The organism is Lactobacillus hominis DSM 23910 = CRBIP 24.179 (assembly GCF_000296835.1).
GTDB classification, from domain to species: domain Bacteria; phylum Bacillota; class Bacilli; order Lactobacillales; family Lactobacillaceae; genus Lactobacillus; species Lactobacillus hominis.
The window spans coordinates 1-12,806 of record NZ_CAKE01000023.1; the positions used below are offsets into that span (position 1 = coordinate 1).

Genomic DNA, 12,806 nt, shown 5'->3' on the forward strand with positions numbered 1-12,806 from the left:
CATTATTTGCGGTAGGAACGTCATATTTCATGGGAATTAGAACACCTATGAACTTTAATAAGCCATTTATTTCCAAAAATATCAAGGATTTCTGGAATCGTTGGCATATGACTTTATCATTCTGGTTCCGTGACTTTATCTTCATGCGTTTTACATTCTTTGCTATGAAGCACAAGTTAATTAAAAATAGAATCAGATTGTCGCAAGCAGCATATTTAGTTGATTTCTTAATCATGGGCTTTTGGCATGGCTTAACGTGGTATTATATCGTATATGGTATCTACCATGCCTTAGCAATCATTATCAATGATATATGGTTAAGGTATAAACGTAAGCATCGCAAACAAATCCCGCATAATAAGTTTACGGAAGCTTTTGCGATATTCTTAACGTTTAATGTTGTATGTCTTAGTTTCTTGATTTTCTCAGGATTCTTAGACACATTGTGGTTCCACTAGGAATTAAGATTTAGTTTGATTTGAGAGGTATTAATTATGGATACAAAAGAAGCAGTTTTAGATATTTTAAACGAATTAACTGGTGAAGATTTAAGCGATCAAATGGACGATAACTTATTTGATAGTGGTTTATTAGATTCCATGGCAACTGTTCAAATGCTTTTAGAATTACAAGAAAAGACTGGCATTACTGCACCAGTTTCTGAATTTAACCGTGATGAATGGTCTACTCCAAACAAGATTATTGAAAAGGTAGAAAGTTTAAGAAATGAGTAATAAACGCAAGCTGTGGCAAATCTTTGGCCCAGTTATATGTGCTTTTATTTTGCTTGCCTTGCTATTTTTAATACCATGGCATCGCAATGTGAAGTCTGATAATTTGCTTTTTAAAGCATCAGTTTCACAGTCTCAAAATGTTTTTAAGGGTCAAGAAATTAAACAGGCTGCATTTTCAAAACAATATGTGCCATTTTACGGGTCTAGTGAATTATCACGTATGGATCCAATGCACCCAAGTGTTTTAGCTTATAAATATAAAAGACAATACCAACCTTTCTTATTAGGTGGACCGGGGAGTCAGTCTTTAACGCACTTTTTCAGTATGCAAGAAACTGTTGCCCAATTATCTAATAAAAAAGCAGTATTCATCATTTCACCGCAATGGTTTACTAAGCAAGGGCAAAATCCCGCTGCTTTTGGGATGTATTTCTCACAATTGCAGGCTGTAAATTGGATTTTGAATGCTAAGGATAGCGTTGCGACGCGTTATGCGGCAAGACGTCTTTTAGATATGCCTTCTGGTAATTCTAGCGAATCTACTAAGTATGCCTTGATGACTCTAGCTTCAGGTAAAAAACTTTCAGATGAACAAGTACTATATCTTAAAGCTCGCAGACGAATTTTAACTAACGAAGATAGTTTCTTTTCTTCAATGGAATTGACTGACAATATTCCTAAAATTCAAAATGCAGCTCATAAGTTGCCGGGTACTTACGCTTACGATAATTTGCGCCAAATAGCTAACCAGCAAGGTCAATCCTCAACTTCTAATAATTCATTTGGTATTTCAAATAGTTTCTTTAAAAAGCGGTTGAATAAAAACGAGCTTACGCACTTAAAAGGTTCACAAAAGAACTTTGATTATACGCAATCGCCAGAATATGCTGATTTTGAATTGGTATTGAATGAATTTGCTAAAGAACACGTTAATGTGCTCTTCGTCATTCCACCAGTTAATGAAAAATGGGCTAAATATACTGGTTTATCGCAAAAGATGTATCAAACTTCTGTCTCAAAGATCAAGCAACAATTAACTAGCCAAGGCTTTGATAATATTGCTGACTTATCAAGAGATGGCGGTAAGAAGTTCTTTATGGAAGACACGATCCACTTAGGTTGGAATGGTTGGCTTGCGGTTGATCAATATGTGCGTCCTTTTATGAAAGAGCCTAATATTCCGATCGATTATCATTTAAATAGCTATTATTACACTAAGGCATGGGGCAATAAGACTAACGTCAAGAAGGCCAAAGTTTTATCTGCTAAACAACAAGAAAATAATCAAATTAAAAAAGCTTTAGCTGACAATAATTTTGAAGGTTCTGTTTTAGTAGTTAAAAAGAATAAGACAATTTTGCAATATGCTAATGGTTGGGCAAATGCAGAACAAAAAGTGCCAAACCGTGCTAACACAAGTTATTTGATTGATTCTGTTCAAAAGCCAATGACTGGCGTATTGCTTATGCGAGAGGTAGAAAAAGGTAAGCTTAGTCTTTCTGATAAATTATCTAAATTTTATCCACAAGTTCCTCATGCTGATGAGATTACTCTGCGCCAATTAACGCAAATGACTTCTGGATTAGAAGTTAAGCCAAAGACAGTTTTAGGAACTTCGCCATATAAGAATAATCAAGCCGGTATTAAAGAAGACATTAAAAATATTGTTTTCTTGCCAAAACTTTACAATAAACGTACTTATTCACCAATTAACTATACTTTGATAGCTGGTGTTTTAGAAAAAGTTACTGGTCGTTCTTATGAAGACCTCTTTACTGAAACGTTTATTAAAAAGCTTAACTTGAAAGAAACGGCCTTTGTATGGAGTAGTCCTAAGAAATTAAAGCAAATTCATTTTGCAAGTTCTTACCAATATACGCCAGATGATAAGACTACTCTCGTTCCGGTTTCTTTAAATATTGATGAATTGCATGGAGAATTTGGAACAGGCAGCGTTGTAATGACTAACCATGACTTATATAAGGCTTTAAAGGCAATGGTTGATGGTAAGTTATTAACTAAGCATAGTCGTGATGAATTGTTCCAAGGCTCTAGCGACACTGTTAAAGGTGGCAACTACGGCGGCGGTTTTTATAACTTTTCTACCTTCCATTCAACCAATGGAACGGGCTATGGTTATACTTGTTATGCTCGCATTTCTAATGATGGAAAGACGGCACTTATTGTTCAAGCTAATCACCCTGTAAAGAGTTACTATGGCTTACGTAATATTACTAACCAATTAATGGCTGGATTAGTTCATTAAAAAAATGCTCACATTTGTGAGCATTTTTATTTTGCGATGATTAATTTATAAGGGGCTAAGAAAGATTTTTCAAATTGAGTGGGTAATTTATAAGCTTGATTAAATAAAACGATCATAGCGTGAAAATTTTGATAATGACGCAAAGTAAAGTTGTCTAGCTGTATTTCAATAAGATCTTTTGCCTTATTATAAGCAGGCAGGTCTACTCCTAAACAGTTAAAAAGACGTCGGCAATAAGTATCGACTACAAATTCGCCTTTTTGCAAAGCATACATCAAGATAACATCAGCTGTTTCAGGCCCAATCCCTGAAATTTTGAGCATTTTTTTGCGTAGATCTTTTTTGGGTAAGCAAGTTACTTTTTCAAGATCAAAATCATATATCTTAAAAAAGTTGGCTAAATTTTTTATAGTTTTAGCCTTTCTGGTGTAAGAGCCTGCACTTTTGATTGTTTCAATAAGTTCTTCGTCAGATAAAGCTAAAATTTTTTGCGGTAAAAATTGTGTTTTCTTAAATAAAGATATATTTGCTTTGGCGACATTTTTCCAATTAGTATTTTGAATTAAAATTGCGCCCCACATAATTTCCCAGTCGCTGCGAGCTACCCACCAACCGTTGGGATCAATGTGGTTATACATGATGTCGTAAAGCTCGATAAGTGAAATTTCTTTTTTCATTATTCTGCATCCTAATTACTAAATAACTTTAAAAAGAGCAAGTAAAAAGTTGTTAAACTTAATTTTATGTGCTAATATTTTCTCGTACCGCCATGTAGGTAGTCATTTTCTCCGGTAGCGAAAATGTGTTATCTTTAGTATATGTGGTCAGAATGACGGTACTAACACTGTGTGAGCCTGATTCCGATGTTGGTGGAATTAGGCTTTTTTTGTTGCATTTTTAATTTTGAGTTATAAAAAAGTGGATTAATTTGGATCCACTTTTTTACTTTTATTGATTTTATTAATGAAGGCAAAGCAAACAACAGAGAAAATAACAATGCTGCTACAAAAGATAAACAAGATCAGATAAGAACTATGATCGATGATTAAAGCTCCAATTAATGGTCCAAATGCACGTCCTGCCGAAGTAATCGATTGGACAATTCCTTGGTATTTACCTTTATCTTTATCGCTAGCTCTATCGTTAACAAATGTAGAAACGGCTGGAAACGATAGGATTTCTCCAATTGTTAAAGTTGCCATTGAAAGGGCAAATAGTGCATAGTGTTTTGCACCAATTAAAACTAAAAAGGCGAGTCCGAATAAACTAAAACCAATATATAAACGTCCATGTAAATGCTCAGTCAACCAATCATCGAAATGGGTTAAAAATGGCTGGAGTGTAACGATTAAGATTGCATTTAAAGTCCAAAGCAAACTATAAGAACGTACTGACATGTGAAGCGACAGCATATAAGACGAAATATTTGAATTCCATTGCTCATAAGCAATCCAAGCTGCAAAGACGCAGAATAAGATTGCAGCAATTGCTTGAGTCGATCCTTGCAAAGGCTTGTGAGTATCTTCAGAATTAAATGATTTTTGACGTTTACCTTCATGAGCTTTATTTAGTCCGCGATATTCAAATAAAACGACGATATTGAAAAAGGCAAACATGATAAAAGCGAGTAAGAAAATATAGGTAATGCCATAAGGCAAGATAAAACCAACCATTAAAGAACCAAAAACAAGCCCTAAATTTTGCGTAAAGTAAAGCACATTAAAAACATAAGATGCATTTTTACTTTTAATTAAAGTTGCAATTGAATTTAGTCCAGTTACAACCATTCCGTTTCCTAATCCTAGCGTGACTAAAAGAATTGGATAAGCTGGCCAACCATGAAAGAAGACTAGCAATAAGGTGGAAGCAGTAGCGATACTAACTCCGGTTAGAATAGTTTGATAGGGATGCCAGCGGTCAAATAACCATCCGCCAGTTGCATTTCCGACCATGGTAAAAGCTGAGTTGATAAATAAAACAATACCAGCAATGGTTAAAGTTTCATGCAAATAATTGTGAATATAAATAGTAGTTAAAGGCCAGATGAAGCTGATACCTGTATTAATGATTAATGATCCAGCAAAAAGCCAAATTAAACGAATGGGATCTTGTGAATGTTTTGTGAGCATTAGTTCCTCCTTTTTGATCAATCAAAAAAGCTGACTTGAAAAGCCAGCTTTAAAAAATATAGGATACATGAAAAATTAGATGGATTAAGTGTTAATCTTGCATCCAATTATCACCAAAATTACGCAATACATCCTCTACAGGAAAAGTATCTTTACCGGTATGTTGTCGTGCCTCTTTAACTTGCTGACTAGTTAATTTATCGCAAATATAATCTTTAATTGCTGTATTAATTATCTCATCCCAACTTGCTTGTGAACGTTTTAAGTAGTAGTTGAGTAAATGAGCTGTATCATCATTTAATTCAAAATTTTTTTGGTCATAGTTTTCTCCTCGTTTTCAGCATAATTATAACATGCGTTTAATAATTTAAATACTTAAAAACTAATAGCTAAAATAGCTTATTACCGTATAATAAGAGAAAGCATAAACAAATTAAGCGAAAAGAGCATAGACTATGATTGATAAAGTAATATTTAACATGGTTATTTGGGTTAAAAGAAGATCCTTTTTTAGAATTGCAGAAAGAACTTTGACAATTTTAATGCCTTTAGCCATTATCGGCAGTATTTTTCAATTTATGTGGCAGAGTGTTTTTTCACCAGATAGTTTAATTTCTAATATTTTTTATTTTGATCGTTGGCTGCCGGACCCCATTTTTAATGCAGCTTGGTATGCTAGCCAAGGTTTATCTAGTGTGATTTTTAATAGCTTTGGCTTATTAGTTGCCTATTTTGCTGCCCAGTATACTGCACGCTATTACCATAAAGATGCCCAAATGGCAGGTATTGCAGGAATGTTAAGCTTGTTTTTATGTGCATATCGTTTTAGAGATACTTCCAATTTTAATATTACGATGAATTTTAACTGGCGCTTTTTAGGTATTCATAGTTTTCTTTATGCGTTAGTAATTGGCTATCTTGTTGGATTAATTTTTAGATTTTGGGGTGTAGACTTTCATCACTATCATACTGAAAATTCTAGTCGCATTGAATGGCGAGCATTTGCTTCTTTTAAGCCAACTGCAATTGCTTTAATAATAAGTTTGATGATCGGTATTTTGACTAGCTTAGTGCAAGTACGTGTTTTTGCATCAAATGTCTATCAATTTTTTCAAAATGAGGGACAAAATAATCTTAATTTGTGGATGTTTATCCCTTTGATTATGCTAGCACTATTTTTAAATTGGCTGGGAATTGGCGAGCCATTGTCTTCTTTAACTGCTTATGTCGGAAGTGGGACGAATGTTGCTAACTTGAACTATGCTTTGGAACATGGATCAAGCTGGAATGTACCAAATAAATTTGTTGGCAATGCTTTATATCAATCTTACGGTAAATTTGGTGGCAGCGGCGTATTATTAGCTTTGCTAATTGTGCTTTTGCTAGTTTATAAACGCGATAATACTACTAAGGTAGCGCGCTGGTCATTTATTCCTACTTTGTTTGGCTCTAATCAAGGGGCTTTAGTGGGACTACCAATCATTTTAAATCCGCTATATCTATTTTCTTATGTTTTAATTCCGGTTTTTAATATGTTAGTGGCTGCTTTGTTTATCCAGCTGCATTTAATTCCGACATCGGCTTATCAAGTCTTGTCGGGAACGCCGGGACCAATTGTTGCTTTTATGGCAACTAATGGTAACTGGGGAGCGCTAATTTTTAGCTTGCTGTTGTTTGCGACAGATATTTTACTTTATGTACCTGTAGTAAAAATAGCTGCTAAAGTTCAGTTAGAAATAGATAATCTGAATGCTGAGGAAGCAGGTTTTGAATATGTTCACTAATCGCCGAAAAAACAGAGCTGTTATAATTGGGACTTTTATATTTTTAATATTGATTGCTATCCCTACCTTTTTTTGGATGAAAAATTCTAATAAAGATATGGCTGAACGAAGAAAGTCTCAAATGTCACCGGTTATTATGATTCCAGGTTCAAGCGCTACTACTGAACGATTTAATGAATTAGTTAATTTGTTAAATAAAGATACTTATAAAAAACATAGTTTGCTTAAAGTGCAAGTTAAAACTGATGGTACGTTAAAATATACTGGTCGAATTAATAAAAACGATAATGAGCCATTTATTGTAGTTGGCTTTGAAAATAACCATGATGGCTATAGCAACATCAAAAAACAGGCTAAGTGGTTTGACTTAGCCTTTGACAAATTATCTGAACAATATAAATTTAATAATTTTAAAGCATTTGGTCATTCAAATGGCGGATTAATTTGGACGTATTGGATTGAGCAATATTATAGTGACTACTCTTCTGATATTAAAATCAAAAAACTTATGACGGTAGGTACGCCGTTTAATTTTAACGAAAAAAATATTAATAATAAGACAGAGATGTTGAGCAATTTAATAAAATATCGTAAACGCATTCCAACTAGCTTAGATGTTTATTCCGTTTCCGGTGGAGAGAATTATGAGTCTGATGGATTAGTTCCAGAAAGTAGCGTAGCAGCTGGTAAGTACATTTTTCAAAATCAAGTAAAGCATTATACAACGATGACTGTTACCGGTGCTGATGCACAGCACTCTTCGCTTCCACAAAATAAGCAAGTTGTACAGCTTATTGAGCAATATCTCTTGGATAGTAATAAACAAGGACAAAATAAGAATGTACCAGGTGACTTTAAGATAAAACAGTTCCATAAAAAGAATAAAGATAAAAAATAACGATATATTTAATGGGATTTATATAGATATAAAGATTGTGAGATACTTTTCACAATCTTTTTTTGCATAATTAGTGTAATTTAGCCATTTTTCTTGAAAGTGTTCACAATAGCTTAAGAACGGGAAAAAATCAAAGCATAACAGTTGGATTTAGAAAGCGATGGAGTTATAATTAAATCTGTGAGAGTTAGCACTTAAAATTAGCGAGTGCTAAAATTTTAAGGATTGAGGAGTGTGTAGAAAATATGGCATACTTTGACGATGGAAACTACAATTTTGACGATTTATTTAACGAATTAAACAGCGGTTTCTTTAATGACAGTAGAAGAATGTCTAATAATCAGCCAAGAAACTTTAGTGGTCAAATGCCACAACAAGGTGCTCAAAATGGGCAACAAAAGGAAAAGCCAATTGGAGTTGATTTAACTGAACAAGCCAAAAAGGGTAAGTATGATCCTGTTATTGGACGTACAGCAATTATTGACCAAGTAATTGAGATTTTGAGCAGACGTAAGAAGAACAATCCTGTTTTGACTGGACCTGCTGGTGTTGGTAAGACTTCTGTTGTAGAAGGCTTAGCCCAAAGAATTGTTGATGGGGATGTTCCTGAAAAATTAAAGAAAGCTCATATTATTGAGTTAAACATCAATGAATTAGTTGCTGGTACTTCATTACGTGGTAGTTTTGAAGAAAAATTAAAGAAGATTATTGATAAAGCTAAGGGCGACAAGAACGTTATCCTCTTTATCGATGAATTGCACAACATTGTAGGTGCAGGTTCAACTGATTCAGAAAACAATTCTGGCGATGCTGCTAATATTTTGAAGCCAGCATTAGCTAGCGGTGAAATTCGTGTAATTGGTGCAACTACTACTAGCGAATACCAACAAATTGAAAAAGACCCAGCTTTAGCTAGAAGATTCCAGCCAGTACAAGTTCCTGAACCAAGCATTAAAGATGCTATTGAAATTTTGAAAGGCTTAGCTCCAAAATACGAAAAGTATCACAATGTAAAATATGATCCAGAAGCTTTAAAGTTGGCTGCGGAACTTTCTAACCGTTACATTAACGATCGTCATTTGCCAGATAAGGCAATTGACTTAATGGATGAAGCAGGCGCTAAGAAGTCCTTAGGTATGGACCAAAAAGATGAAACTTCAATTAAGAACAAGATTCGTGCCTTAGAAGATAAGAAGAAAGAAGCTGCTAAGGACGAAAACTACGACGAGGCTGCTAAGATCAAGAAGCAAATCGAAGATTTGAAGAAAGATCTCAAGAGTGCAGGCAAAGCTAGCGAACTTAAAGTTACTCCTGAAGATATGTACTCTTTGATTCAAACTAAGACTGGTATTCCAATGAGTGAGATTAACACTAATGAGGCTCAAAAGAATGCTAACTTAGCTGCTGACTTGAAGAAAGTTGTTATTGACCAAGACAAGGCAATTGATATCATTACCGATGCTATTGCTCGTAAGCAAGTCTTCAAAGACTCTAACCGTCCAACTGGGTCATTCTTACTTACCGGACCTACTGGTGTTGGTAAGACTGAATTGGCTAAGCAATTAGCAGTTAAGTTGTTTGGTAAAGCTGATGCTTTGGTACGTTTGGATATGTCTGAATACCAAGACCAGATGGCTGTTAACAAGTTAATTGGTTCAGCACCTGGCTATGTTGGTTATGGTGAAGGTGGTCAATTGACTGAAAAGATTCGTCACCAACCATACTCATTGATTTTGCTTGACGAAATTGAAAAGGCAAACCCACAAGTCTTCAACGCATTGCTTCAAATTATGGATGATGGTCGTTTGACTGATGCTCAAGGCAGAACAATTTCATTCAAAGATACTATCATTATCATGACCTCAAACGCTGGATATTCTGACAAGTTATTGAAGGGCGACGATCAAGACGCTTTACGTAAGGCACTTGAAGTATACTTCAGACCAGAATTCTTGAACCGTTTGGACGCAATCGTTCCATTTAACTCATTAACTAGCGATGATATGCTTAAGATCTTAGACCTTTACTTGGCTAAGATGGAGAAGTCACTTGCTAAGAGAAACATTAAACTTGAAGTTACTCCAGAAGCTAAGAAGTACTTGGCTAAGAAGGGTTACGACAAGGAATTTGGTGCTCGTCCATTAAGAAGAGTTGTCGAACAAGACCTTGAAACTCCAGCTGCTAAGTTGATTGTTTCTAAGCCAGATACTAAAGAAGTTAAATTCAGCATCGATGACAAGCACTTGTACTTAAACGGCGAAATTTTGGAAGATATCTTATTTGATAAAGATACCCGTGAACAAGAAAAGAAAGACGCTAAAGAAGCTGAAAAAGAAGAAAAAGCTGGTAAAAAAGAAGATAAATAGTTTGAAATAGCTATTAGAAAAGACCTCTGCATTTTAGCAGAGGTCTTTTTTTGCTATATGGAGTTGCTTTTTGATTATTTTTCGGTAATATGTTGTATAAAATTAGTAATCTTAGAAATAAAAAATATTTGGTATGAAAGAAAAAGTTACAAAGAGTAAGTTAAAACAAGATATTTTAGATATAGTTAAATTTGTAATAATCATTTTGGCAATGTATCTACTCATCTTCAAGGTTATTTTAGGAGTAGAAACTGTGTCGGGACCATCGATGCAGCCAACTTTTGAATCTGGCGATAAAGTAATTACTTTGAGGCACTCCTCAATTAAAAGAGGCGACATTGTAATTTTAAAAGCACCAGATAATCCAAATGCTTTATACATTAAAAGAGTAATTGGATTGCCGGGAGATAAAATTTCTTATAAAGATGATCAGTTATACTTAAATGGCAAAAAGGTATCAGAAAAATACTTGACTGAAGGTAAGAGAGAATTTTCGCCTGATACTACGTATACGACTGATTTTTCTTTACAATCTAAAGGATTAGGCAATAAAGTGCCGACAAATGACTATTTTGTAATGGGAGATCATCGGAATGTTTCAAAAGATAGCCGATACTTTGGATACGTTAAAAAAGATAAGATTATAGGAAAAGTTATTTTAAGATATTGGCCACTTACTTCTTGGGCTACTTATTAAAGCTGAAAAACTGTCTTTCAATTAAAGAAAAGCAGTTTTTTGCTATAATTGCGAAATTTTAATGGCAAAATAAAAGAAATCATGTATAATAATTAAAAATAAATTAAGGAGAATGAGAATGAAGGATTTCTTTAAGAAAGTTCCCGTTAGTTCATTTTTAAGCGCAGATTCCAGATTAACACGCCATTTAAATGCACGCGACTTAGTTGCACTAGGTATTGGTGCAGTTATTGGAACAGGTATTTTTATTTTACCTGGCCATGAAGCAGCTCAACATGCAGGTCCTGCTGTAGCAATTGCCTTTTTATTAGCAGCAGTTGTATCAGGAATGGTTGGTATGGCTTATGCGGAGTTTTCTTCTGCTATGCCAGTTGCCGGATCAGCTTATTCGTTTGGATCAGTAATTTACGGTGAAGTGATTGGCTGGATTATTGGTTGGGGATTGTTGCTAGAATACTTCTTAGCAGTTTCAGCAGAAGCAACTGGATTTGCTTCGTATTTTAATAATAATATTTTAGATGCGATTGGAATTCATTTGCCTAAGGCGGTTCAAGCTGGACCATTGGAAGGTGGCATGATTAACTTATCGGCAGTTTTTATTGTCTTAATTGTGGCCCTTATTTTGTATCAAGGAGCTAATTTATCTAAAAGAATTGAAAATTTTGCCGTAATCTTAAAAGTAGCAATTATTGTCATCTTTATTGTAATTGGTATCTTTTATGTTAAAACCGAAAACTACGTTCCATTTTATCCACAAAAATTTCATTCTGCTCCTTGGGGAATAGGTGGAATTTCGACGGCTGCTGCCACGGTCTTTTTTGCTTTTATCGGATTTGATGCCCTAGCTGCCAATTCTGCTGAAACAAAAGATCCTGGCAAAAACGTTGTTAAAGGAATTATAGGCACTGTTGTCATTGCTGTAATCTTGTATGTGAGTTTTTCTTTAGTATTGACGGGGATGGTTAACTATAAGTACTTGAATGTTGACGATCCAGCAGCTTATGCACTAAAAGTAGTTGGATTAAATGCTTGGAATAAATTAATTACTTTAGGAGCATTAATCGGAATTTTTACCGCAATGATTACGATGCTATTAGGTGGATCGCGCCTGCTTTATGCATTAGGACGCGACGGTTTATTGCCAGATGCGATGGGAAGCGTTCATACTAAAAAGATGATTCCGGATAAAGCAATTATTATTTCTACTATAGTAGCCGCATTTTTTGCTGGATTGATACCATTAATGGAATTAGCCTCGTTGATTAATGCGGGAACATTAATTGCATTTGCCTTCATTTCTTTTGGAATTATTCCATTAAGAAAGAGAAAAGATATCGTAAATAATGGATTTAAAATGCCACTTTATCCAGTATTGCCGATTTTATCTGGATTATTGAGTATCTACTTCATTGTCATGCTCCCAACTAATACTAAGATAATGGTAAGTATTTGGATAATAATTGGATTATTGGTTTACAGTTTTTACGGAATTAAACATTCTAAATTACAACAGAAAAAATAGATTTAATTAGAAGCACGTTGAGTGCTTCTTTTTTTGTAACGAACAATAAAAATGAACTAAAGTCGAAATTCATATTTTTTGGTAAAAAACATGAATGAACAATTTTGATTAGCACTCTATAGTTCGGAGTGACAAAAAAGTAGAACTTTTTTTGAAAAAAAGCTTGACGAAAAGACGGTTTCCCTGTAAAGTATTAATTGCTGTTTGGGACGGCAACAAAATTTAAACATCGGAATAAAAAAGATGAAAAAATTAGTTGACAAAGCAAACGCAAGATGATATATTTTAAAAGCTGTTTTTGAGAAAGCAGAGCTTGAGAAAAAATATTTCAAAAAGTTCTTGCAAAGCTCAAAAGAGTGTGATAAAATATAAAAGCTGACTCGTATCGCGAGTTCAGGTAGTACCTTGAA

Annotated in this window: 10 protein-coding genes; 8 read left to right on the top strand and 2 right to left on the bottom strand. The window is 34.3% G+C overall.

What is annotated here, in order from left to right; genetic code table 11:
- The 3 genes from BN55_RS07830 to dltD all read left to right on the top strand — a co-directional run.
- The coding region (locus BN55_RS07830) for an MBOAT family O-acyltransferase (protein ID WP_040469516.1) at positions 1-458 on the top strand (458 nt) is incomplete at its 5' end.
- Between the two features lie 36 nt (positions 459-494).
- Positions 495-734 carry a D-alanine--poly(phosphoribitol) ligase subunit DltC gene (dltC, locus tag BN55_RS07835; protein ID WP_008471549.1) on the top strand — a complete coding sequence of 80 codons (240 nt, stop codon included), beginning with the start codon at positions 495-497 and terminating at the stop codon, positions 732-734.
- On the top strand, positions 727-3,000 hold the full coding sequence (gene dltD, locus BN55_RS09850) for a D-alanyl-lipoteichoic acid biosynthesis protein DltD (protein ID WP_008471550.1): 2,274 nt from the start codon (positions 727-729) through the stop codon (positions 2,998-3,000). Before dltC ends, dltD begins: the two co-directional genes overlap by 8 nt.
- A 26-nt stretch (positions 3,001-3,026) precedes the next feature.
- On the opposite strand, the gene BN55_RS07845 is transcribed toward dltD, so the two are convergent.
- Positions 3,027-3,677, bottom strand: a complete 651-nt coding sequence (locus tag BN55_RS07845; RefSeq protein WP_008471552.1) for an endonuclease III domain-containing protein — start codon at positions 3,675-3,677, stop codon at positions 3,027-3,029.
- Positions 3,678-3,923: 246 nt separating this feature from the next.
- Positions 3,924-5,129 (bottom strand): MDR family MFS transporter, encoded by a 1,206-nt coding sequence (locus BN55_RS07850; protein ID WP_008471553.1) that lies wholly within the window; start codon positions 5,127-5,129, stop codon positions 3,924-3,926.
- 458 nt (positions 5,130-5,587) lie between these two features.
- On the opposite strand from BN55_RS07850, the gene BN55_RS07855 reads away from it, so the two are divergent.
- The 5 genes from BN55_RS07855 to BN55_RS07875 all read left to right on the top strand — a co-directional run bounded on the left by BN55_RS07855 (position 5,588) and on the right by BN55_RS07875 (position 12,396).
- Positions 5,588-6,913 (top strand): PTS sugar transporter subunit IIC, encoded by a 1,326-nt coding sequence (locus BN55_RS07855; RefSeq protein ID WP_040469519.1) that lies wholly within the window; start codon positions 5,588-5,590, stop codon positions 6,911-6,913.
- On the top strand, positions 6,903-7,811 hold the full coding sequence (locus tag BN55_RS07860; protein WP_008471555.1) for an alpha/beta hydrolase: 909 nt from the start codon (positions 6,903-6,905) through the stop codon (positions 7,809-7,811). The genes BN55_RS07855 and BN55_RS07860 overlap by 11 nt, the downstream gene beginning before the upstream one ends.
- A gap of 245 nt (positions 7,812-8,056) precedes the next feature.
- Positions 8,057-10,177, top strand: a complete 2,121-nt coding sequence (locus BN55_RS07865) for an ATP-dependent Clp protease ATP-binding subunit (protein WP_008471556.1) — start codon at positions 8,057-8,059, stop codon at positions 10,175-10,177.
- Positions 10,178-10,310: 133 nt separating this feature from the next.
- The gene (gene lepB / locus BN55_RS07870; protein ID WP_008471557.1) at positions 10,311-10,874 is read left to right on the top strand and encodes a signal peptidase I; all 564 of its coding nucleotides are present in this window, start codon (positions 10,311-10,313) and stop codon (positions 10,872-10,874) included.
- Between the two features lie 118 nt (positions 10,875-10,992).
- The gene (locus BN55_RS07875; protein WP_008471559.1) at positions 10,993-12,396 is read left to right on the top strand and encodes an APC family permease; all 1,404 of its coding nucleotides are present in this window, start codon (positions 10,993-10,995) and stop codon (positions 12,394-12,396) included.
- Positions 12,397-12,806 lie beyond the last annotated feature (410 nt).